Source organism: Roseovarius conchicola, assembly GCF_041403425.1.
GTDB lineage: Bacteria > Pseudomonadota > Alphaproteobacteria > Rhodobacterales > Rhodobacteraceae > Roseovarius > Roseovarius conchicola.
This window is the reverse complement of the sequence record NZ_JBGEHK010000001.1, coordinates 816,259-839,769: the sequence shown is the minus strand read 5'-3', so window position 1 is coordinate 839,769 and position 23,511 is coordinate 816,259. Positions and strand designations below refer to the sequence as shown.

21 protein-coding genes are annotated in these 23,511 nt (G+C 58.4%); 12 read left to right on the top strand and 9 right to left on the bottom strand.

Annotated features, from left to right (window positions below; genetic code table 11):
- Position 1: 1 nt before the first annotated feature.
- On the bottom strand, positions 2-1,378 hold the full coding sequence (trkA, locus tag V6N02_RS03945) for a Trk system potassium transporter TrkA (RefSeq protein WP_371224184.1): 1,377 nt from the start codon (positions 1,376-1,378) through the stop codon (positions 2-4).
- A gap of 32 nt (positions 1,379-1,410) precedes the next feature.
- On the opposite strand from trkA, the gene V6N02_RS03940 reads away from it, so the two are divergent.
- Entirely contained in the window at positions 1,411-1,953 is a 543-nt protein-coding gene (locus V6N02_RS03940; protein ID WP_371224183.1) for a hypothetical protein, read from the top strand.
- 44 nt (positions 1,954-1,997) lie between these two features.
- Here V6N02_RS03940 and ntrX read toward each other — a convergent pair whose 3' ends face one another.
- From ntrX to dusB, 5 genes are all read right to left on the bottom strand, one after another.
- Positions 1,998-3,377: a nitrogen assimilation response regulator NtrX gene (gene ntrX, locus V6N02_RS03935; protein ID WP_371224182.1), complete on the bottom strand. Its 1,380-nt coding sequence runs from the start codon at positions 3,375-3,377 to the stop codon at positions 1,998-2,000.
- A 7-nt stretch (positions 3,378-3,384) separates the two neighbouring features.
- A complete protein-coding gene (locus V6N02_RS03930; RefSeq protein WP_420884249.1) occupies positions 3,385-5,595 on the bottom strand; it encodes a sensor histidine kinase NtrY-like in 2,211 nt (736 codons plus the stop codon).
- Positions 5,596-5,747: 152 nt separating this feature from the next.
- Complete coding sequence (locus tag V6N02_RS03925; protein ID WP_371224180.1) at positions 5,748-7,115, bottom strand: response regulator; 1,368 nt, start codon at positions 7,113-7,115, stop codon at positions 5,748-5,750.
- Positions 7,116-8,192 carry a two-component system sensor histidine kinase NtrB gene (locus V6N02_RS03920; protein ID WP_371224179.1) on the bottom strand — a complete coding sequence of 359 codons (1,077 nt, stop codon included), beginning with the start codon at positions 8,190-8,192 and terminating at the stop codon, positions 7,116-7,118.
- Positions 8,189-9,184, bottom strand: coding sequence for a tRNA dihydrouridine synthase DusB (dusB, locus tag V6N02_RS03915; protein WP_371224178.1), 996 nt, complete (start codon positions 9,182-9,184; stop codon positions 8,189-8,191). The genes V6N02_RS03920 and dusB overlap by 4 nt, the downstream gene beginning before the upstream one ends.
- Positions 9,185-9,344: 160 nt before the next feature.
- Here dusB and V6N02_RS03910 point away from each other — a divergent pair, with 160 nt between their 5' ends.
- From V6N02_RS03910 to V6N02_RS03900, 3 genes are read left to right on the top strand one after another with little or no spacing between them, the layout of a single operon-like run.
- Positions 9,345-10,472, top strand: a complete 1,128-nt coding sequence (locus V6N02_RS03910; protein ID WP_371224177.1) for a bifunctional 2-C-methyl-D-erythritol 4-phosphate cytidylyltransferase/2-C-methyl-D-erythritol 2,4-cyclodiphosphate synthase — start codon at positions 9,345-9,347, stop codon at positions 10,470-10,472.
- Entirely contained in the window at positions 10,469-10,966 is a 498-nt protein-coding gene (locus V6N02_RS03905) for a phosphatidylglycerophosphatase A family protein (protein ID WP_371224176.1), read from the top strand. The genes V6N02_RS03910 and V6N02_RS03905 overlap by 4 nt, the downstream gene beginning before the upstream one ends.
- Positions 10,963-11,439 (top strand): CinA family protein, encoded by a 477-nt coding sequence (locus V6N02_RS03900; RefSeq protein WP_371224175.1) that lies wholly within the window; start codon positions 10,963-10,965, stop codon positions 11,437-11,439. Before V6N02_RS03905 ends, V6N02_RS03900 begins: the two co-directional genes overlap by 4 nt.
- On the opposite strand, the gene V6N02_RS03895 is transcribed toward V6N02_RS03900, so the two are convergent.
- The gene (locus V6N02_RS03895; RefSeq protein WP_371224174.1) at positions 11,436-12,710 is read right to left on the bottom strand and encodes an MmgE/PrpD family protein; all 1,275 of its coding nucleotides are present in this window, start codon (positions 12,708-12,710) and stop codon (positions 11,436-11,438) included. The two genes, V6N02_RS03900 and V6N02_RS03895, sit on opposite strands and share 4 nt — an antisense overlap.
- A complete protein-coding gene (locus V6N02_RS03890; RefSeq protein WP_371224173.1) occupies positions 12,703-13,149 on the bottom strand; it encodes a type II toxin-antitoxin system RatA family toxin in 447 nt (148 codons plus the stop codon). Before V6N02_RS03890 ends, V6N02_RS03895 begins: the two co-directional genes overlap by 8 nt.
- A 70-nt stretch (positions 13,150-13,219) precedes the next feature.
- Between V6N02_RS03890 and hpt the strand changes: the two genes are divergently transcribed.
- The 7 genes from hpt (at position 13,220) to V6N02_RS03855 (ending at position 21,070) form a co-directional block, all read left to right on the top strand.
- The gene (gene hpt / locus V6N02_RS03885; protein ID WP_371224172.1) at positions 13,220-13,762 is read left to right on the top strand and encodes a hypoxanthine phosphoribosyltransferase; all 543 of its coding nucleotides are present in this window, start codon (positions 13,220-13,222) and stop codon (positions 13,760-13,762) included.
- Entirely contained in the window at positions 13,759-13,938 is a 180-nt protein-coding gene (locus V6N02_RS03880; protein ID WP_371224171.1) for a hypothetical protein, read from the top strand. The genes hpt and V6N02_RS03880 overlap by 4 nt, the downstream gene beginning before the upstream one ends.
- Before the next feature lie 86 nt (positions 13,939-14,024).
- Entirely contained in the window at positions 14,025-14,441 is a 417-nt protein-coding gene (locus tag V6N02_RS03875) for a hypothetical protein (RefSeq protein ID WP_371224170.1), read from the top strand.
- Entirely contained in the window at positions 14,434-15,627 is a 1,194-nt protein-coding gene (locus V6N02_RS03870; protein ID WP_371224169.1) for an HlyD family secretion protein, read from the top strand. Before V6N02_RS03875 ends, V6N02_RS03870 begins: the two co-directional genes overlap by 8 nt.
- 88 nt (positions 15,628-15,715) lie before the next feature.
- The gene (locus V6N02_RS03865) at positions 15,716-16,270 is read left to right on the top strand and encodes an ImuA family protein (protein ID WP_371224565.1); all 555 of its coding nucleotides are present in this window, start codon (positions 15,716-15,718) and stop codon (positions 16,268-16,270) included.
- Entirely contained in the window at positions 16,212-17,690 is a 1,479-nt protein-coding gene (locus V6N02_RS03860; protein WP_371224168.1) for a Y-family DNA polymerase, read from the top strand. Before V6N02_RS03865 ends, V6N02_RS03860 begins: the two co-directional genes overlap by 59 nt.
- The gene (locus tag V6N02_RS03855; RefSeq protein ID WP_371224167.1) at positions 17,687-21,070 is read left to right on the top strand and encodes an error-prone DNA polymerase; all 3,384 of its coding nucleotides are present in this window, start codon (positions 17,687-17,689) and stop codon (positions 21,068-21,070) included. The genes V6N02_RS03860 and V6N02_RS03855 overlap by 4 nt, the downstream gene beginning before the upstream one ends.
- A gap of 184 nt (positions 21,071-21,254) precedes the next feature.
- Here the strand turns inward: V6N02_RS03855 and V6N02_RS03850 are convergent, their stop codons facing one another.
- Positions 21,255-22,478, bottom strand: a complete 1,224-nt coding sequence (locus V6N02_RS03850; RefSeq protein WP_371224166.1) for an acyl-CoA dehydrogenase — start codon at positions 22,476-22,478, stop codon at positions 21,255-21,257.
- A gap of 118 nt (positions 22,479-22,596) precedes the next feature.
- On the opposite strand from V6N02_RS03850, the gene V6N02_RS03845 reads away from it, so the two are divergent.
- Positions 22,597-23,508, top strand: a complete 912-nt coding sequence (locus V6N02_RS03845; RefSeq protein WP_371224165.1) for a LysR substrate-binding domain-containing protein — start codon at positions 22,597-22,599, stop codon at positions 23,506-23,508.
- The last annotated feature ends 3 nt before the right edge of the window (positions 23,509-23,511 follow it).

The window sequence follows — 23,511 nt, the reverse complement described above, 5'->3', positions numbered from 1 at the left end:
CCTAGAAAAAGTCGATCGAGACCTGCAACAGCTGCTCGACCTGGGCCACATCAGCGGCCATTGCAAAAATCACTACGACATCGCCTGCCTCGATCCGCAAGCCGCCCGTGGGTTTGAGAATTTCATCGCCGCGTTTCACTGCGCCAACCAGAACGCCCTCAGGAAAATCAATCTCGCGGATTTGTGCGCCCGCGATAGTCGAAGTCGACATCACTTCGGCCTCGATGACCTCTCCCTCAGCATCGCCGATGGAATAAACACCGCGCACCCGGCCATGACGGATATGGCGCAGGATCGAGCTGACGGTCGTGGCGCGTGGGTTGATATAGGCGTCAATGCCAAGCGGTTCCAACAAGGGCAGCAGCGTCGGGTCGTTGATCAGGCTGATCGCCATCGGGCAACCTTCGGCCTTGGCCCGCACGGCGGCCAACATGTTGGTCTTGTCATCATCGGTGACCGCCAGAATGGCATCAGCGCGGCTGATCCCGGCCTCGGCCAGCAATCCGCTGTCCAACCCATCGCCATTCAGCACGATAGTGCGCTCTAGTGTATCGGCCGCCGTTTCGGCCACTTTGCGATTCTTCTCGATCACCTTGGCGCGGATGCGTGCGGTGCTTTCTTCCAGTGATTTGGCAACAGCAAGGCCAATATTGCCCCCACCGACAATCACGATCCGTTCTTGCTTGGTTTCGGATTTGCCGAAGACTTCCAGGGTGCGGGGAATATCCTCGACCGGGGCAAAGACATATGCCTCGTCGCCCACAAACAACTGATCCCCCGCTTCGGGTGCAAACAGGCGCCCTTCGCGGCGCACGGCCAGTACCAGCACACGAAGGGTGGAAAACAGATCGCTTAGCTGGCGCAGCGGTGTGTTGACCACCGGACAATCTTCGTCCAGCCGTAGGCCCATCAACTGGGCCTTGCCGTCAAAAAACCGTTCCGTGTCGAAAGCGGCGGGCGCGGCCAGGCGTTGCAACGCGGCCTCGGCCACCTCTTTCTCGGGGCTGATCACGACGTCGATGGGCATGTGATCGCGCCGATAGAGATCTGAATAGATGGCATCCAGATAGGATTGGCTCCGCAGCCGGGCAATCTTGCGCGAAATGGCAAAAACCGAATGGGCCACCTGACAGGTGACCATGTTGACCTCGTCCGAATAGGTAGCGGCGATGATCATATCCGCATCACGCGCTCCGGCACGATCCAGCACGTCCGGATAACTGGCGAAACCTGCCAATCCTTGCACATCCAGCGTATCGGTGGCCCGGCGCACAAGATCGGGATTGTTATCCACGACCGTGACATCGTTCTTTTCGCCTGACAAATGGCGGGCGATTTGCCAGCCAACCTGCCCGGCGCCACAGATGATGACCTTCATAGGGCTTGCCTCATCCCGTTTGAGGGTTTTGAATGACAGATGGGTCTGCCATGGTCAATCGCTTTGTCCCGGGCCGCCAACAGCAGGTTGGAATGGAGTTTGTCATGAAACACGTGGGTTTTCTTGTTCTGGCATTGGGTGTTGCCGCGGCCTGCACCCCGCTGAACCTCTATTACAAAGAGGGCACGCCCGTTGACCGTTTGAACCGGGACGAGGCCAATTGCGGGTTAGAGGCGGCCAAGGCGGTGCCGATTGACAATCGCACCCGGATTGTTCCTGGAACGCAGATACCGAAGACCCATTGTAATGCGGCGGGACAATGCCACACCTATTGGGTGCAAACCACGCCGGACCGGATCGAAACCTATGACGCCAATGAAGGCGCGCGCCGGGCGTATGAAGAGCAATGCATGATTGCGAAAGGTTATCAGCGTGTGCGTCTGCCCGCCTGTACCAGCGATGTGGTGGAGGCAACTCAGATATCCCGCACCAAAGTGTTGCCGCCGATCACCGGAGAGTCTTGCGCAATCCGCATCAAAGGGGGCGGTTGGCAGGTTGTCACCCCGCCCAACTGACTTTCTGAACCAACAGGAAGCGATGCGAGCCTTTTCGCGATGCGTCAGGCTGACTGCGCGGCTTTCGAGCCGGTGACAACCCCCAAAGACTTCAGCTTGCGATGCAAGGCGCTGCGCTCCATGCCGACGAACTCGGCCGTGCGGCTGACATTGCCGCCAAAGCGGTTGATCTGAGTCAGCAGGTATTCACGCTCGAACGCCTCTCGCGCCTCGCGCAGCGGCATGGTGGCAATCGCGCCGGACAGCACCACGCGCCCATCGCTTTCGGGCGCTTCGCTTTCACCAGGCAACTCCCCCACGGCGATCGGACCAGTGTCATCACCAAGGATCAGCACCCGTTCGATCACATTGCGCAGCTGGCGGACGTTGCCGGGCCAGGACATGGTTTGCAGCAAGGCGCTAGCCTCTTCACTCAACACCCGCTGCGGAAGACCCTGGGATTTATGCAGCGTTTCGATGAAATAATCGGCCAACATCGGGATATCCTCGCGCCGCTCTTCCAGCGAAGGCACAGGGATAGGCACCACATTCAGGCGATGGAAAAGCTCCCGACGGAACCGTTCGGCGGCAATCTCGGCCTCAAGGTCGCGGTTGGTCGAGGAGATCACTCTCAAATCCACCCGCACTTTCTCCGATCCTCCCACGCGCAGGAAAGTCTGATCAACCAGAACCCGCAGGATCTTGGACTGGGTGCCAGAGGGCATATCCGCGACTTCGTCAAAGTAAATCACCCCGCCATTGGCCTCTTCCAGAAGCCCCGGTTCGATCCCTCTTTCGCCGTTTTCACGACCAAAAAGCACCTCTTCCATGCGCTCGGGCTCGATCGTTGCACAGCCCACAACCACAAAAGGAGCCGAGGCACGGTTGGAATTGGCGTGGATATAGCGCGCGGCCAGTTCCTTGCCGACCCCGGCAGGCCCGGTCAGCATCACGCGCCCATTGGATTTGGTCACCTTCTCAAGCTGGCTTAGCAGCGTGCGCATGGCCGCGCTTTCACCCAGAATCTCGGCCGGTTCGACTTCGCGCTGCTTCAGGGCTATGTTCTCGCGCCGCAGATGGGCAGTCTCCATGCCGCGGCGAATAACCACCAATAACTGGTCAATATTGAAGGGTTTCTCGATGAAGTCATAGGCGCCCTGCTTGATCGCTGCGACCGCGATTTCGATATTGCCGTGTCCGGAGATGATCACCACCGGCACTTCCGGGTAATCCCGTTTGACCGTCTTGAGGATATCGATCCCGTCCATATGGCTGTCTTTCAGCCAGATATCGAGGATCAAAAGTGCCGGCCTTTCCTGCGCAATCGCGGCCATGCATTCATCGGCATTGGCCCCGCGCCTTGTGCTATAACCTTCATCCTCAAGGATATCGGCAATCAATTCGCGGATATCGCGTTCGTCATCGACAATCAGAATATCGCCCATTTTGTCCTCACACTGCCTGTTCCATCGGGTCGTTTTGACCCATGTCTGTCGCTGCGATAAGCGGCAGTCGGATCACCGCCATCGCGCCTTGCCGCCCGTCCTCGCCAAAGGCAGGCGCGTCCTCCAGCGACAAGCTGCCGCCATGTTCTTCGATAATTTTCTTCACGATGGGCAAGCCCAGCCCTGTACCCTTCTCACGGGTGGTCACATAAGGCTCGAAGAGCCGCGAACGGTCTTCCGGCAAGCCGATCCCATTGTCGGCAATGCGGATCACAGCCTCTCCGTCATGCTGTTCCGTGCTGACCCGAATGGTTGGCATCAAACCCTCATCGCCGTATTTTTCGCAATAACTTTCAATGGCTTCCCCTGCGTTCTTCAATAGGTTTATCAGCGCTTGGTTGATCATTGTTGAATCGATTTCGGCCAACAATGGAGCATCCGTATACTCAGTCTCAAACCGGACATCTGGCTGGCCGCTTTCCTGCAGTAACGCGGCTTCGCGCACCATCTTGTCGAGGCTTTCCTCTTTGGTTACCGGTTCCGGCATGCGTGCGAATTTCGAGAATTCATCGACAATGCGCCGCAGGTCATTGGTCTGACGCACGACCACATCGGTCAGTTGTTCCAGTTCTTCCGCCGGGGCCTCGTCCAATTGTTTGGAAAACTTGCGCTTGATCCGCTCGGCAGACAATTGGATGGGCGTCAGCGGATTCTTGATTTCATGGGCAATACGGCGTGCCACATCGCCCCAGGCGGCCATGCGCTGTGCACTGACCAGATCGGTTACATCATCAAAGGCCAGCACATATCCCTCGCGTTTGCCCTCTTCAGAAAGCCGCGAGGACATACGCACCAGCAGGTTTTCCTGACGCGCGTTACGCGTCACCTTGATCTCTTCCTGCACGAAGCCGGTTGGATTGCTTTTGAGGCGTTGAAACAGCTCGCCGAATTCCGGAATCGCCACGCTTAATGCGACGGATTGCTGATCTTCGGTCCAGTCCATCAAGCGTTCTGCGGAGCGGTTCACGAAGGTGACACGCCCCTCCACATCAAGTCCCACAACGCCGGAGGATACGGACCCCAGAACGGAATCAAACAACCTGCGGCGGCGTTCAATTTGTTGCGTGTTGCTCAACAGGCGGTCACGTTGCGCCTTCAGCTGCCGGGTCATCTGGTTGAAATAGGTGCTGAGCATGGCGATCTCGTCATCGCCTTCTTCCTCGCGCACTTTCACGTCAAGATCGCCTTCACCCACGCGTTGCGCGGCGGATGTCAGGCGGCCAACAGGGCGTGACAACCGTTCGGCAAACCACAAACCCAGCCAGATCGCAGCCAGGATCAGGATCACCGCAAAGCCAAGGTAAAACAGGCCAAACTCAAAAAGCACCCTGCCCCGCTCACTTTCGCGCTGCTTATAGAAAAGCGCGGTTTCCTGCGTTTCATCCAGCAGGTTCAGGATATCGCCATCGACACTGCGACTGACATAGAGAAAACGATCCGGAATTGCTTCGAGTGGCATCAGGGCGCGAAACTCATCATTGTCCCAATCGCGGATCACGACAACGCCCCTCTCGCGGGCAAGGGCCAGTTCACTGGCCGCCGGTTGCTCGTAATCAAACAGGTACGACCTTTCACCGCGCGCGCGGATATCGCCGGTCCCATCAATGACGAAGGCTTCTTTCAGACCGCGTTGAATCTCGCGCTGACCGCGGGACAACACTTGCCGGATATCGCCATCGTCGATGAAGACCGCCGCGCGTTTCGTCGCGTTGATCACCGAGGCCAGAACCCGCGCATCCGCCACCAGATCCACGCGATGTTCCTCTTCATAGGCCTGTGCGGCCGCCACCGAGGTGTCGACAACACGCCCCACACGATCGGAAAACCATGCTTCAAGCCCCATGTTCACTGTGAAGGTTGCAAATATGGCCACGGTGATCGTGGGGATCAGCGCCATGATGGTAAACACCCCGGTCAGACGCAGGTGCAGTCGCGATCCGGCCGAGAGCTTTCGGCGGTCCGCCACCATGCGTAAAACGCGTTGCAGCACCAAGGCGGCCACTATGATCACGTAAACCAGATCAGCCAGAAGAACGATGCGCAATGTGCTGGACGAAGCACCCTGATCCAGCGGGCCCATGACAAGATAGGTCATCAAGGCCAGCACCGGCCCCAACACAACCAGACCAAACGTGGCCAAAGTCTGCAGTTTCCGCAAACGGCGCAGCCGGCTGATATTATCCCACGTTAGCCTGCGTGTCCTTGTTGCCACGCCCTACTCCCAATCTCTCGTAGGGCGTCAAAGCCCTGCACCCAGATTTAGCGGTCAAACGGGTTCTGCCGTTTTCGCGCCACATCTCTGTTGCAGTTTTACATCAACTTGCGGCGACGTGTCACGCGAATATCCAGTTCTGTGATCTTCTTGCGCAAAGTATTGCGATTGATACCCAAAAGGTCGGCGCATTTGGCCTGATTTCCGCCAGTGGCGTCCAACGCAATCTCGATCAGGGGCAGTTCGAACTCTCGCAGGATTCGTGCATAGAGACCCGGCGGCGGCAGCATTCCGCCATGCAGATCAAAGTAACGTTGCAGATGGGCGGCGACTGAAGCCTGCAAACTCTCCGCACCTCCCCCGCCCGCCGCAAGGCTCAGCGCCGCGCCCGCATTGGGTTGGGTGTCCAGGGCCAGGCGGGTGTCGGCCTCGGTGATGTCTTCGCTCTGCGCGGTCAGGCCAAGCCGTTGCACCATGTTTTCCAACTGGCGTACGTTGCCTGGCCAGCCATAGCGGCGCAGCCGCTCCAGCGCGTCCCCCGACAAGCGTCGCGGCGATTGACCGTCGCGGACGGCCTTTGTCAGAAAATGATCGGCCAGCAGGGAGATATCATCGACCCGATCCCGTAAGGCCGGCACATCGATAATGGCACCGGTCAGACGATAATACAGATCATCGCGCAACCCTTCGGACTTATCTTCGCGTGCCTGCATCGTGGCCAGGAACCGGGGCTTATCTTCGCCCGGGGCATCCATCATCCGCACCACGCGGCCCTGCAGCTCGGAATCAAAGTCAGCAATTTCGTCCAGCAGGATGGTACCGCCCCGCACCCGCGCCATCAGCTTGGCAGGGCCATCCAGATCGGTCAGATCAGAGGGCGTGACAAGAACCATCGGCAATCCACGCCGGTCAGACAGGTCATGAATAGCACGCGCGATCAGGGTCTTGCCGGTTCCGGATTCGCCATGGATCAGCACTGGCAAATCGGCATTCATGATCCGCGCCACCACCCGGTAGAGCGCTTGCATCACCGGTGTGCGCCCAATCAATGGCAGGTCGTCAGGCCGTTCAGGGCCCGGCCCCGCAGCGGCCACTCGCCTTGTATTGATCTCGAGCGCGCGCGCAGTGCGTTTCATGATGTCGGGCAGATCAAAGGGCTTGGGCAGATAATCAAACGCCGCCGCCTCTTCGGCCTTGATCGCGGTCATGATCGTGTTTTGCGCCGAAATCACGATCACCGGCAGACCGGGGCGATCCGCAGCGATTTTCGGGAGCATTTCCAACCCGTTCCCGTCGGGCATCATCACATCCGTGATCACCGCGTCGCCCTTGCCTTCGCCGACCCACCGCATCAGCGTGGTCAGGCTGGACGTGGCATGGACACGGCATCCGGCACGTGTCAGGGCTTGTGTAAGAACCGTTCGGATCGTGCGATCATCATCGGCCACCAGAACTGTGCCATCCATCTAGCTCGTCTCCTTTTCAGCCTGCCCGGCGCGCGGCAGCGATAATCGAAACACCGTGCGTCCAGGCACAGAATTCACCGACAGCCAGCCACCATGGTCCGATATGATCTTGGCTGCCAGCGCCAACCCCAGCCCGGTGCCGTTTTCACGCCCCGACACGAAGGGCTCAAACACTTGCGCTGCGATCTCGTCGGGAAGGCCCGGGCCGTCATCTATGATTTCGATATGCAATGGCAGGGATTGATCCGGGCCGCCTTCGCGCCGCACGCGCAGGGACTGCTCGTAATAGCTGTGCAACCGGATCGTGCCACTGCCATCCGCGGCCTCGGCGGCGTTTTTCAGCAGGTTCAACACCACCTGCAACAGTTGGTCACCATCGCCCAAGGCCAGCGGTAGCGAGGGATCGTAATCCTCGATCACCTCCATATGTGCGGCAAATCCTACAATTGCCGAGCGGCGCGCGCGATCCAGCACGTCATGCAGGTTGACGGGTGCCAATGTCGGCGCACTGATATTTCCGAACTGCTCAACCTGATCCAGCAGCCCGACGATGCGATGGCTTTCAGAGACGATCAGATCGGTCAATTCGCGGTCTGCCGCACTCAGATTCATCGCCACCAGTTGCGCTGCGCCGGTAATCCCCGCCAGAGGGTTCTTGATCTCGTGCGCCAGCATTTCCGCCATACCAATGGCCGAACGAGCAGCGGATTTTACCGAATGGCTTTGCGTCATCCGCCCGGCCAGTTCGCGTGGCGCGATCTGCAGGATCATATGGCCCGGTTGACCCGCCAGCGGCGCGATTTGCAGGTTACACTGCATAGGTGGATGGGTCCCGGTACCAATATCGACATCATTTACGAAAAGAGGGGCACCATGTGTCCGGGCACGTTCAAATGCGGCCTCCAGAGGGGTATCCACGCTCAGGCGATCCCATACCGGATAGCCCTCGACCGCACGCGCCGAAGACATCAGGAAGCCCTCGGCTGCGGGGTTGATCCTTGTGATGCGATCCTCGGCATCCAGGATCATCGCTGGCGTCGGCAGGGACGCCCATATCGCTTTATCTGCTCCGCTCATGCTGCTTGTCTTTCCGGATCGGCGATGGCCTGCGGCAGCAAACGTTTCACCTGATCAGGATCGCGAGCGGTCAGGATCAAGCGACGCAAGCTGGGTCCTGTCTCAGCCGTATCCATGTACCAGCCCAGGTGTTTGCGCGCCACGCGCAGGCCCAAATCAGTGCCGTAAAACTGCAATATTGCCTCGTAATGCTCTCCCACCAGATCAACCAATGCCGCTCCGGTAGGGATCTCAAGTTTAGCGCTGTCAAATAGCTCATGCGCTATCTGCGCCAAGACCCAGGGGCGGCCCTGCGCCCCGCGTCCAACCATCACGCCATCGGCTCCGGATTTATCCAGCGCCTTTTGCGCCGTCATGCTGTCTGTAATGTCTCCGTTGGCAATCACCGGTATGGTGACGGCCTGCTTGACTGCCGCAATGGCCGCCCAATCCGCATGACCCTTGTAGAACTGGCACCGGGTGCGGCCATGAATGGTGATCATCTGAATGCCCGCCGCTTCGGCGCGGCGCGCCAGTTCGGGCGCGTTCAGGCACGCATCGTCCCAACCCAGCCGAGTCTTCAACGTCACCGGCAGCTTGACCGCGCCGACCACCGCCTCGATCAGGTCAAGCGCATGATCAAGGTCTTTCATCAACGCCGACCCGGCGGCCCCGGCACCGCTGGCACTGGTCACCTTCTTAGCAGGGCAGCCCATATTGATATCAATCAGCGCCGCGCCGTTTGCCTCAACAATCCGCGCGGCTTCGGCCATCCAATAGGCCTCACGCCCGGCGATCTGCACGGCGGAGTTGGCGACCCCATAACCCAGCTCGGCTCGTTCGCGCACCCCCGGCTTGGCCTGCACCATCTCCTGGCTGGCCACCATTTCGCTCACCACCAGCCCCGCGCCAAAGCGAGACACCAGATTGCGAAACGGCAAATCAGTGATTCCAGCCAGCGGGGCCAGAAAAACAGGGGGCGAGAGAGTGATGTCGTTCAGTTTGACCGGCAAGTGCCTAATCCTTGTGCATTGCTCAGGTTCTAGGGCGAGATAGGGGGTTAGACAATGTTTTGAGGGTGAAATTCAGGCATCTCACAAGGTTGGCGCCTAATTTTTAGGCAATTCGCTCGACCATTGCACTTTGGCAAGACGGACCTTAATCACATATCCCATGAGCACCGCTGCTATCATCGTTGCCGCCGGGCGCGGCACCCGTGCCGGCGGGGGACTGCCAAAGCAATGGCGGCCCTTGGCTGGTCGGCGTGTGATCGATTGGACGGTAGCGGCATTTCAACAGGTCGAGGCGATCGAGACGATCCTTCTGGTGCTGCATTCCGATGATCTGGATCGCTTTGCTCCGGATGGCTGCGTTGAAGTTACCACCGGTGGCGCCACGCGCGCGCATTCGGTCCGCAATGGTCTTGAGGCTTTGGATGGGCGCGGGATTACGAAAGTGCTGATCCATGACGTGGCCCGCGCGTGCATAACGCCTGCGCATATTCGCGAAATTCTGGACCATCTGGATGATGGCGCCGTGGCGCCCGCCCTGCCCGTTACCGACGCGCTATGGACCGGCGAAGATGGACAAGTCACCGGCACCCAGGACCGTGCCGGATTGTTCCGCGCACAAACGCCACAAGGATTTGGGTTCGAGGCCATCCTAACTGCGCACCGCGCCCACCAAGGCGATCCGGCAGATGACGTTGAAGTCGCACGTGTGGCGGGCCTCCCGGTTAAGATCATTCAAGGGTCCGAGACAAACCTAAAAATCACCACACCCGAGGACTTTGCGCGGGTCGAGAAAATACTGAGGGATCAAATGGATATCCGTACTGGTTCAGGTTATGACGTGCACCGGTTTGGCGATGGTGATCATGTCATGCTTTGTGGTGTTGCCATCCCCCATGATCGCGGATTGCAAGGGCACTCCGATGCGGATGTGGGCATGCACGCGCTGACCGACGCGCTTTACGGTGCGTTGGCCGAAGGTGATATCGGGCGACACTTTCCCCCCAGCGACCCGCAATGGAAAGGCGCTGAAAGTCACATTTTCCTGACCCATGCGGTTCAGCTTGTTGAAGAAAAAGGTTATCGGATCAGCAACGTGGACGTCACTTTGATTTGCGAATTTCCCAAGATTGGGCCGCACGCGATGGCCATGCAATCCGCACTCAGTGTCTTGCTTGGCATCACGACCGACCGCGTGTCGGTCAAGGCCACCACCTCAGAGCGTCTGGGTTTTACCGGGCGCGGTGAGGGTATTGCCGCGATGGCCACTGCCACGCTGGTGTCGCCATGAAACTGGCCGAGATCATTGGCACGGTTTGTTACGTGGGTTACCTGCGCCCCGCTCCCGGCACATGGGGGTCGCTGGCCGCCCTTCCATTGGGCTGGCTCATCCATGTGATTGGCGGGCCATGGCTTTTTCTGATCGCGATTATTGCCGGATTTATCAAAGGCGTATGGGCCACGGCTCAACTCACCCAAGGTACCGAGGACCACGACCCATCCGAGATTGTCATCGACGAGGTCGTGGGTCAATGGATCGCCCTTCTGCCGCTGTCTTTCGGGGCCTGGCATGTGGGGGCGAACATCCTGGCGCTCTGGCCCGGTTGGGTCACCGCATTCATCGCATTCCGCGCTTTTGACATTCTCAAACCCGGCCCCATCGGCTGGGCTGACAGGCGCAATGATGCAATGGGTGTCATGCTTGATGATGTGATTGCCGGTGCCTTTGCCGCCCTCACGGTCCTGATCTTTGCTGGCATTTCACATGGAGTGATGGGCGGATGAAGGACGTTGTCGACCTTCTGGAACGCGCCCGGGCCAAGGGGTTGAAATTTGCCACGGCCGAAAGCTGCACCGGTGGAAAGATCGCGGCAGAACTGACTGAAATTGCAGGGTCTTCTGATGTTTTTCTATGCGGTTTTGTTACTTACTCCAACGCGGCCAAGATGCATATGCTGGGCGTTCAACCCGAGACACTGGACGCGCACGGTGCTGTATCAGAAGAGGTTGCACAAGAGATGGCAGAAGGTGCTTTGGGGAATTCGGACGCCGATATCGCCGTCTCGGTTACGGGTATCGCAGGCCCCGGCGGTTCCGAGCACAAGCCAGAGGGCCGGGTCTGTTTCGGGTTGGCCCATCGTGGCCATCCCACCCATATAGAGACGCAAGAATTTGGTCCATTGGGACGCGCGGAGGTGCGAGGGGTCAGCACATTGCGCGCGTTAGCCTTGTTGTCAGAGGCAGTTGATCGGGCCTAGCCCATCCGGCTCGTGATCTCCTCCAACGCGTCACTATTATCGTGAACCGCATCCCAAATCATCTCGCCCTTGGCTTCACCCAACAGCGCATCCACTTTGGCCCTGATCCGCAGGGCGCGCTCCGGCGTGTTAAGTGGCGCAGCGATGTCATACTCTGCCCGCTGCGGACCGGCCTTGGTGTTGATCACAACATGCGCCTGGGTTTCGGTCAGCGTGTCATCGGCCACAACATCGACTTTGTCGCGTAGTCTTTTTACATTAGGATTGCCACATAACTCATTGGTAAAACTCTCCAGATCAGCGGTATCCCGACCCAATAAGGATAAAGCTGTGACCATCCGATAGGAAAACTTCGCCTCTAAACCTGTCGTGGGTTCCGGTTTGTTACACACGCTCATCCAGCGCGGATGTGTGTGGATTTCAACCGATGTTACAGCCTCAGGATTCAGCGGTTTGAGTGTATTCAAAGCCTCGAGAGCGGCATGCAGGCCATGACAACAGGCATGAAACTTGTGGTTGACCGCCTCCATCAGAAACCCCTCTGTGTCAGGGACTTGCCCATCGCAATGATGCGTCTCACAGAACCCCAAAGGTCCCTCAACGGCCAGATCAGAGGAGGTGAAGCCGCGCATGGCCAGGGAGGCCGCCTCTACGCCATTCGCCGCAGCCAGACCGGCATTATAGGGTTTGCCCATGGTGCCGAATTGCGATTTGAGGCCCGAGGCGCGCGTGCTGACGATCGCCAGCGCCTGCTGCATCACCTCATGATCGCCCGACAGCAACATTGTCGCCGCAACCGTCGCGCCGAAAGCCCCGGCCGTCGCCGTCTGATGGAATCCCGTCTGATAATGCCCGCGCCCAAACGCAACGCCAAAGCGGACCGACGCCTCGCACCCGGCCAACGCTGCGCGCAACATCGCCGCTTTGCCCAGGCTCTGCTGTTCGGCCACGGCCAGGGCCGCCGGGATCACCGCAACGGATGGATGCCCGATATGGGCAAAATGCGTATCGTCCAGATCAAGCGCATGGGACGTTGTGCCATTGACCAAGGCAGCCGCGCGCGCCGGGGCTCGACCGCCGCCAAACATCGTTACCAGTTGCGCGCCGCCTTCCGCCTGAACCATCTCGCGGGTGATGCGCGCCACCGGTTCGCCCTGCCCGGCCACGCCCACCGCCAGCCAGTCGACCAGTGACAGGCGCATGATAGCCAAAGCGTTCTCTGACGGTTCGGTCAGCGCATGCCGCAAAACAGTGTTGAGCAAATCACCCATAAAGCTGTGCCGCGCGATCTTCAAAGGCCTGCACGACCCGTTTCATCGCATCATAGAAAAACAGCCCCGCAGCGGTTTGCAAAAGACGATTGCGAAACTCGAAATCCACGAAGAAAGAAACCTCGCACCCTTGCGCGGTTTCGGCAAAAGACCAGGTGGATTTCATATATTTGAAAGGCCCGTCCAAATACTCGGTCTCGATCCTGCGATCGTCGGGCCATAACACGACGCGGCTGCCAAACCGTTCGCGGAACACTTTGAAACTGATCACCAGATCAGCCAGCATTACCTCGCTGCCATTGTCCTGCGGCGTCACCGAGCGGATACGCGCGGCGGCGGTCCAGGGCAGGAACTGCGGATAAGAGGCCACATCGGCCACCAGATCATACATCTGCTGAGCCGAGTAAGGCAGCGGGCGGGTTTCAGAATGTGTTGGCATAAGTCCCCGGATTTCGCGTGACACTGCGCGGTTCTTTCGTAGACTGGCCGCAAGAAATCAAGGGGAAGTCATGGCGGATCGTCCTTATGTAATTGATCAGATGATCTCGGCCAAGTCCATCGCGGCACGCATTGAGGATCTCGCGCGGGAAATCAAAGGCGAGTTTGCCGATACGGATCGCTTGGTCGTGGTGGGGCTTTTGCGGGGGTCTTTCGTGTTCATCGCCGATCTCGTGCGCGAATTGGACATGACCGTCGAAGTGGATTTTGTCGAAACGTCTTCTTACGGGAACAGTACGGAATCCAGCCGCGAAGTGCGTATCCTCAAGGATCTGCGCGGCGAGATCGAGGGGCGTGATGTTCTGGTCGTGGAAGATATCGTGGATACCGGCCACACACTGACCCATGTGCTGCACCTGCTGGAAAGCCGCAACCCGCGCAAACTGCGCACCATCGCCCTGCTCGACAAACCCTCGCGTCGCGAGACCGATATTGCGGCCGATTGGATCGGCTTCGAGATTCCGGATGAATTTGTTGTAGGTTATGGCATTGATTATGCGCAGAGAAACCGCAATCTGCCCTTCATCGGAAAAGTCCGGTTTACAGAGCCATGAACTATCGCTGGCTGTTCAAGATGAAACGCTGGGTGCAAAATCCGCCCAGCGAAAAGCGGGTGATCCTTGTGCTTTCTATTGTTGCTATCTGCATCGTGGTGGCCATGATCGAACACTTTATCGGTTGGCCCGAGCTTTTGTCGATGGAACCCGGGCGAGCGCGCTGGAAATACTGACCGGGTCTTCCCTTGATGCTAGACTTTTAGCTGTCCGGCACCCTAAATGATTTTGATATACGTGGATCAAGGAAGGGTTCCTTAGGATGGCTGCTGAAAACGGACACGGGCATGCCCTACCTTCGTGGTTTGTAGAACCCGGTGAGGGCGATTTTTTTGCATGGTTTTCGCTGGCCATGATCGGCCTGGCGATTTACGGGATTTTCTATCTTTATGCCCGGTTTGATCGCTGGGCCGAGCATAGCGCGGCAGGTACGCCACTGGCCAAGACCATTCCGACAATGCTGACCATTGCGCTGCTTTACGAGGTGTTGCCACTTGGCCACTTCAACATCCTGTTGCCGCTGGCCGCGATCCTTGTGGCGTTGATGGCAGATCTGGCTCATTTCCGGTTTGGTAGTTCGCACAACGATACGGCCGAACCGGAACACGCATCCGAAACGCCACCCCAAGAGCCATCCAGCCCCGACGACTCGCCAGAAAAGGAGCCCGCCAATGCTTGAGCTGCTGGCCACCTCCTTTCCTGTCGTCATCCAGTATTTCCTGCTGAAACGCCGCGGCGAGACGATGACGCTTTGGAACATGAAGACAGCGTTATTCCTGTGGCTTGCCATGGCGTTCATGCTGTTCCTGACGATCTTTTATTTCCACCCGAAATCTTATTCCGGCCTCCTGCCCTTCCGCACCATTTCGGTGGTGTCCCAAACCACTGGCCCGGTGACCGAGATTCTGGTGGAGAACGGACAGACCGTGTCATCCGGCGATGTGTTATTCCGCATCAAGGATGACACTCAACGGGCAGCCCTGGTGCAGGCCGAGGCCCAATTTGCCAGCATCACAGCGGCCGAGGCCAAGGCCGCTGACAGCCTGAAACTGGCTCAGGCCGTGGTCAGCGAGGCCGAGGCTTCGTTAGCACAATTGCAGGATGATCTGGGCGATCAGCAGCAATTGCTGAGCCAGAACGTCGTTAGCAAGAATGTGGTTGAACAACTTCAACTGCAGGTGACAGTGGCCGAGGCTGAACTGGACTCGGCGACGATACAGCGCGATCTGGCGCAGGTCGATATAGATCAGACCCTGCCCGCACAACGCAAAGCGGCCGAGGCCGCCGTGGACGCCGCCAAGGTCGAGCTGGACAAGACCGAGGTCAAAACCTTCTCCGACGGGGTTGTCACGCAACTGGCACTGAGTGTCGGCAGCCCGGCTTCCAGCTTTATACTCAGCCCCGCCATGGTGATTATCCCCAAGCGGCCCGAGGGCCAGCCGCTGCGCATCACGGCCGGGTTTTCACAAGTTGCGCGAGGTGTGATGTATGAGGGCATGCCTGCTGAAATCGCTTGTGACAGCAATGTCAGCATGTCGTTCAAGAACGCCGTGCTGCCTGCCCGGATCGTGGCGTTCCAACCCGCCATTGCAGCCGGTCAGGTGGTACCAGGTGGCAAGTTGCTGGAGGCAGAAAACGGTCTGCGACGTGGATCGGTGCTGGCTTACTTTGAGCTTAATCACAAAGAGCATGAGGCGATCATGCTGGATGGCAGCGGTTGTATCGTGCAAACCTACACCAACAATATGGACGGATTTGTGGGGCACATGATCGGTGTCACGGGTGTGGTGAAGGCCGTCGGTCTGCGCCTGAAGGTCTGGGGCGTGCTGCTGGCCGGCGTCGGACTGACGGGTGGCGGGCACTAGGTTGATCTTTTGCGGCAACAGAACCAACCTCAAGGTTGGCGGCATTCTGATGTTTTCCAATACTGTCACGGGCTGCTAAAGCTTGGGCATGCACGGTCCTGATATTTCTTTCTTTCCACCTGCGAATGCCCGGACCCATGAAGTTTGCGGGTCTGGCGCCTATGTTTTTGCCTTTACACTGGCGGCGCAGATTGGTGGGAGAGTTCTGTGGGTGCGCGAGTCCTGGGACACCATGCAGCTTAACCCAAATGGGTTTGCCGGGTTCATTGATCCGGCGGTTCTGACCCTCTGTCACGCCAAAACCCCAAAAGAGGTTTTGGCGGTGTCGGAAGAAGCGTTGCGATCAGGGGCTGTCACGCTTCTTGTTATGACGCTGAGTCAGCCCATCGGCCTGACCGAAGGGCGAAGATTACAACTGGCCGCGCGGGACGGAAAAGCCACCGGATTGGCCATCATCCCCGAAGGCATGGGCAGCAATGCCGCAGAAACCCGGTGGCGGTGCAGCCCTGTTTTTGGCCCCAAAGACTCGACACTGCAGAAATGGGAGCTTATTAAGAACAAATCAGGAACATTAGGTGCTTGGCATGTTCGATGGGATACAACGTCGCGTCGTCTCATTATGGTTTCCCCGGCTGGCAAGTGACCGGGTTTTACGCCAGCACCTGATCGATGCCCCCTTTGCCCTGACACTGAAACAGCAGAACGCCAATCGGATTTACTGCCTGAACGGCGATGCCACGCGGCAAGGGTTGCACCGGGGAATGTCGTATGCCGATGCCCGCGCCTTTTGCCCAAGCTTGCAAAGCGCCCCTGCCGATCCCGCAAAAGACCAGCAGTTTCTTCATATCCTGCGTCGGTGGGCGACACGGTATTGCCCTTGGGTCGGAATGGAAGGCGAGGATGGGCTGGTTCTGGACATTACAGGATCCGCCCATCTTTGGGGCGGAGAGCAGGCCATGATCGCGGATATGCGCAGGCGGCTGTTGCGGGCGGGGCTGTCCGTTCAAATCGGGATTGGGGATACACGTGGCGCGGCCTGGGCCTTGGCCCATTATGGAGAGGGGCTTGCCCCCTCTGGCGATATGCTGGGGGCACTCAAGGCCCTGCCCGTGGCCGCGCTGCGCCTTGAGGACAAGACCTCGGTCGCGTTACAGCGGTTGGGGTTGCGAAAGATTGGAGACCTTGCGACTGCCCCGCGTGCGCCGTTGACCCGCCGTTTTGGCCCCGGCCTTTTGCTGCGGCTTGATCAGGCCCTTGGCACACAGCCCGAAGAGATCACACCGCTGACAGCCCCCCCGCATTACGGCGTGCGGATAACACTGCCTGAACCGATTGGGTTGCTGAGTGACGTCATCGCCGGCACCGACCGTTTGCTGGTTCAGCTGTGCGCAAAGCTGAAAGCACAGGAAATGGGCGCGCGCATGCTTTGCATCACGTTGCGCCGGGTGGACCAGGATCGGCAACAGGTCGAACTGCGTATGGCCCGCCCCTTGCGAGACCCCAAGCGCATCCTGCCCTTGTTCGAGCGTGGATTGGCCGAAGTTGAGGCCGGGTTTGGCATTGATCAATTGCGCCTTGAGGCGACACAGGTCGAAGCATTACCCGTGCAGCAAGTCAGCCACGTATCGGATCGCGGAAAGGACAAGCTGGACGACCTGATCAGCCGTCTTGGCACGCGTATCGGGCTGGAGAATATTCAGCGTTTCCTGCCCGCAGACAGCCATATTCCAGAGCGCAGCTTTCTGATCGCCTCTGCGGCTTACTCTGAACCGCAGAGTGGCTGGAGCAGCGCAAAGCCACGCCCACTTTGCCTGTTTTCGCCCGAACCGATTGCCGCCACAGGTGCCCGCCCGCCGGCCCGCTTTCGCTGGCGGCGCATGTCCCTGACCACAGGTCGCGCCACTGGCCCTGAACGCATCGCGCCGGAATGGTGGCTTGGGGATGAAAACTGGCGCTCTGGTATGCGTGATTACTGGCGGGTGGAGACCAAACAGGGGCGACGGCTGTGGCTGTTTTACACCCCGCAAAACCCGGGCTGGTTTGTGCAGGGGGAATTCGCATGATCGAGGTGAACCGCACCCATCGTCCGGTCGAAGCCTTTCGCCGGGACATGCTGGACCACCATGTGCAGGGGCAAGCCTATGCAGAGCTTTGCGTGACGACGAATTTCACCTTTCTGACCGGGGCATCACATCCCGAAGAATTGGTGATGCGCGCGGCTGAACTGGGTCTGTCGGCCATTGCCATAACGGATCACAATACCCTGGCCGGGGTGGTGCGGGCGTGGAGCGCCCTGAACGAACTGAAGCGCGAGGCAAAAGATGCGGTGCAAATCCGTTCCCAGCATCAGGTTGATTCTTCTTCACGGCAAGAGGTTGGGCAGGTTGACCCGATTGTGAAACCGGCCTCATTTTCATTGCCCAAACTGATTGTTGGATGTCGCTTGGTTTTACAGGACAGTTCCGTGGATTGGCTTGCTTTGCCCTGTAACAGGGCGGCTTATAAACGGCTGACCCGGTTGCTGACACTGGGCAAACGCCGGGCCGAAAAAGGACGGTGCGACCTCTATCGCAAAGACATGATAACCGCCTGCAAGGGCATGATTTTGATCGCCTTGCCGCAAACGGGTTTGGACAAAGCTGCGCCTGACATTCAGGCAATGAGGCGTCATTTTTCCAATCATGTGTTTCTCGGCGCGGCCCCTCGGTATGACGGCAGTGATCAGGCCTATCTGGCGGCCTGTGCTCGGCTGGCGCACAAGGCATCTGCCCCCATGGTGGCGGTTGGAGATGTTTTGATGCACCGCGCCAACCGCAGGCAATTGGCCGATGTGCTGACCTGCATGCGCGAGCATATCACCATCGATCAGATCGGAACCCGCGCCCTGCCCAATGCCGAACGTCGTTTGAAGTCCGGGGCTGATCTGGCGCGGTTGTTTCGCAACCATCCCGGCGCGTTGCAGCGAACGCTTGAGATTGCCAACAGATGCAGCTTTGACCTTGAGGAGCTGTCCTATGAATATCCTCATGAAGATAACGATGGCGAGACACCGCAGGCCCGCCTGGAACGTCTGGCCCATGAAGGTCTTAAAACCCGCTACCCCGCTGGCCCGCCAGAGCGGGCGATCCAGCTTATGAAAAAAGAACTGGCCTTGGTAAAGGAGCTGAAGTTTCCCGCCTATTTCCTGACCGTTCATGACATCATGCATTTTGCCAGATCACAGGGAATCCTCTGTCAGGGGCGCGGATCAGCGGCGAATTCGATCCTTTGCTACCTGTTGGGTATTACCGATGTCAGTCCGGATATGATCGCCATGGTTTTTGAACGGTTCGTGTCAAAACACAGGGGCGAGCCGCCGGATATCGACGTGGATTTCGAACATGAACGGCGTGAAGAGGTGATCCAGTGGATCTATCAGAAATATGGCCGGCACCGCGCGGGACTTTGCGCCACGTTGATTCATTTCCGCTCCCGCGCTGCGATCCGTGAAGTGGGCAAGGTCATGGGGTTGAGCCAGGACGTGACCTCGGGCCTGTCCAGCCAGATCTGGGGCATGACCAATGGCGGCGTTGATCTGGATCGCATTCGTGAACTCGGCCTTGATCCAGAGGATCGCCGCCTGATGCAGACCATTCGCCTGATCGGTGAGATCATCGGATTCCCGCGCCATTTATCCCAGCATGTTGGCGGCTTTGTCATCACACGCGGGCGGCTGGACGAACTGTCGCCCATTGCCAACGCGGCGATGGAAGACCGCACGGTCATCGAATGGGACAAGGATGACATCGATGCACTTGGTATTTTGAAAGTCGATGTTCTGGGGCTGGGAATGCTGAGCTGCCTGCAGAAGGCATTCGCACTTTTGCAGCACCACGAAGGCCAGACACATACCATTGCGTCGGTCCCACAGGGGGATGCCGACACCTATGACATGCTGTGCCGCGCCGATGCGGTTGGCGTTTTTCAGGTGGAAAGCCGGGCGCAGATGAATTTCCTGCCCCGCATGCGTCCGCGCGAATTTTATGATCTGGTGATCGAGGTCGCCATTGTGCGGCCCGGTCCCATTCAGGGGGATATGGTCCAGCCCTATATCCGGCGGCGCAATGGCCTGGAAAAACCCGAACCCTTTGGTCCGGAGTTGGAAAAGGTCACGGAGCGGACATTGGGAGTGCCCCTGTTTCAGGAACAGGCCATGCAGATCGCCGTGGTGGGGGCCGGGTTTTCCGCCGAAGAAGCAGATCATCTGCGCCGGTCTCTGGCCTCCTTCCGGCGGATGGGCACCATCGGAAGTTTTCGCGAAAAGTTCATCAAGGGAATGCTGGACAACGGGTACAGCCCCGAGGTGGCAGACCGCTGTTTTTCCCAGATCGAGGGCTTTGCCGATTACGGCTTTCCCGAAAGCCACGCAGCGGCTTTTGCCATGCTGGCCTATGTGTCGGCCTGGCTGAAACGTCATCATCCGGCGGTGTTTGCCTGCGCGTTGCTCAATTCTCAGCCCATGGGGTTTTACGCCCCGGCCCAGATCGTACGCGATGCACGCGAACACGACGTTGAAACACGCCCTATTTGTGTCAACCATTCCGAATGGGACAATACGTTAGAGCGTCGCCCGGATGGCACGCTTGCCCTGCGACTGGGATTTCGCCAGATCAAAGGGGTCAGGGAAGAAGACGCCGGCTGGATCGTGGCCGCACGCGGCAATGGTTATCCGGATCCCGAGGCGCTGTGGCTGCGCGCCGGGTTACGGCCCGATGTGCTGATGCGCCTTGCCGAGGCAGATGCATTTTCCGATATGGGCCTCGCCCGTCGTGATGCGCTTTGGGCGGTCAAGGCAATCCGGGATCACAATCCGCTGCCTCTGTTCAATGATCCACTAGATGGAGAGGCGATAGATGAGCCACAGATGCATTTGCCAGCCATGCAGCTGGGTGAAGAGGTGGTCGAGGATTATGTCTCAACCCGCCTGACATTGCGGGCGCATCCAATGGAACTGTTGCGCCCCTCTCTGCCGGGGTTGGTCACACATGCCTCTTTGCAACATATCGCGCTTGGGCGGTACAGCGTTTGCGGGCTGGTGATTACCCGGCAGCGCCCGGGAACCGCCTCTGGCGTGATCTTCCTGACATTAGAGGATGAAACCGGTGTCAGTAACGTCGTTGTCTGGCCAAAGATTTATGAACGGTTTCGCCGTATCGTCATGGGGGGGCGGCTTTTGCGGGTATCTGGCTATCTGCAACGTGAGGGCATTGTCGTGCACCTGATTGCCCAGGATGTTCAGGATATGTCTCATAAACTGTCAGAACTGGGTCACCCACTGCCCGAAGCCCTGACAACCGAAGGCCCCCGCGCAGATGACACCCCGAAACAAGCCCGCTATCCGGCCCGTGCCATGCATCCGCGCGATCAAGCAAAACGCCTCTTCCCCAGCCGGGATTTTCATTAAAGCGTTTCGCGAAAACCCGGTGTCACTTCTTTCCGCGCAACGCACGAGCCTTGAGCGAATTTTGCCTCTGGAGAGTGCCTCAGGACCCCAAAACCTAAAATTCTGATTTCCTTAAAATTGCAGTCTCACTGTCGGGGTGATCCGACACAGGTTCCGCCCGACACCCCGCGCGCCTTCATTTCGATCAGAAAAACGCCTGCAGACCGGTTTGCGCCCGTCCCAGGATCAATGCATGCACATCATGCGTCCCTTCATAGGTGTTCACCGTCTCAAGGTTCATCATGTGGCGGATCACCTGAAAGTCGCCCGAGATCCCGTTCCCGCCATGCATATCACGGGAATGACGCGCAATATCAAGGGCTTTTCCGCAGTTGTTGCGCTTGATCAGGCTGATCATTTCAGGCGCTGCATTGGCGGCGTCCATCAGGCGCCCGACCTGCAGGCAGGCCTGCAAGCCCAGCGTGATTTCGGTTTGCATATCGGCCAGTTTCTTCTGGAACAGCTGCGTTTGCGCCAATGGGCGTTTGAACTGATGCCGGTCAAGCCCGTATTGCCGTGCAGCGTGCCAGCAGAACTCGGCGGCCCCCATCACCCCCCAGGCGATGCCATACCGCGCCCGGTTCAAACATCCAAAAGGCCCTTTAAGGCCCTGTATGTTCGGCAATAAGGCGTCTTCACCGACTTCAACCCCTTCCATGACGATCTCACCGGTGATGGAAGCGCGCAGGCTGAGCTTGTTGTCGATCTTAGGCGCACTCAATCCTGCCATCCCCTTCTCAAGCACGAAGCCACGGATTTTGCCATCATGTGCATCGGACTTGGCCCAGACGATGAACACATCGGCAATCGGTGAGTTGGAAATCCACATTTTTGATCCGGTCAGGCGGTAACCCCCGTCGATCTTTTCTGCGCGAGTCTTCATCCCCGCCGGATCACTGCCGGCATCCGGCTCGGTCAGGCCAAAACAACCGATGAACTCGCCACTGGCCAGCTTTGGCAGGTATTTCTGGCGCTGCTCTTCCGAGCCATAGGCATAGATCGGATACATCACCAAGGAGGACTGCACAGACATCATCGAGCGATAGCCGCTATCCACCCGCTCAACCTCACGCGCGACCAGACCATAGCTGACATAGCCCGCCCCAAGACCGCCATAGGCCTCGGGGATCGTGGTGCCCAACAAGCCCATTTGCCCCATTTCGCGAAAAATCTCGGGGTCGGTCTGTTCATCCGCATAGGCCTTGACCACGCGGGGTTGCAGCTTTTCCTGGCAATATGCCTGCGCACTTTCGGCCATCATACGTTCGTCTTCGTCAAGTTGGTCGGACAGTCGCAAGGGATCGGCCCAGTCAAACGTGCCCAGATCAGGGGCGTCCTTGGCGGTCAGTTTGGGGGTGTCCAAGCTCATTTCGATAATTCCTTGTATGAGGTTTGGGTAATATTTATTGCCTTTTGCGTGCGTATACCGCATTAAAAAGCGCAAAAACAGCGAGATTAACGCATAATAACATGAGCAAAGCGCAAGTATGAATGCACCCCGCCGATTCCTGCCCTCCATTCCGTCGCTGCGGGCTCTTGAGGCGTTGGATCGTTTGGGGAGTGCCACGGCTGTGGCTGATGAGTTGAATCAGACACAAGGTGCCATAAGCCGTCAATTGCGCACATTGGAAGAGCAGCTTGGTCAAAGCCTTTTTATTCGCAAGTCCAGACGCTTAACCCTCACTCCTGAAGCCGAAACCTATGCCGAGGAAATACGTCAGGCCCTTGCCCAGATCACGCGAGCATCCATGAAACTGAGCCTGAACCCCTCGGGTGGGACAATCAACCTTGCAATCTTGCCGACCTTCGGGATGCGCTGGCTGGTTCCGCGCCTCGCCGATTTTGCGCGCCAACACCCTGAGGTGACAATCAACCTGTCAACACGCATAGAAAAGTTTAATTTCGCAACAGAACCATTTGATGCTGCGATACAATTTGGGAGTGATATGTCACCGGATACGGAACGGCTGCGATTGAAACCCGAGGCGGTGATCGCCGTGGCCGCACCGGACCTGTTGAGGGGTAGAACCCTTGCCCATCCACGTGACATCCAGTCCCTACCCTTGTTGCATATCGCCAGCCGTCCGGATGCCTGGACGGATTGGTTCACCGCACAAAACGTTACGCCGGAGCACCCGGCAGGCACGGTGCATGATCAGTTCTCGACCCTTCTGCAAGCGGCGCTGCATGGGTTGGGAGTGGCCTTGCTGCCGGATTACCTCGTCGAACAGGATCTGGCCAGTGGCCGACTTGTGGCCGTCTGGGGTGGACCCGTAGAAAGCAGGGGGGCGTATCATCTGGTCTGGCCTGTGGAGGCCTCTAATGATCCAGCCCTGAAAAAATTTCGTGACTGGCTGGCCGGTCAGGCGGAAACCGAGGAAGACCCTCTGCCCCGATAACCG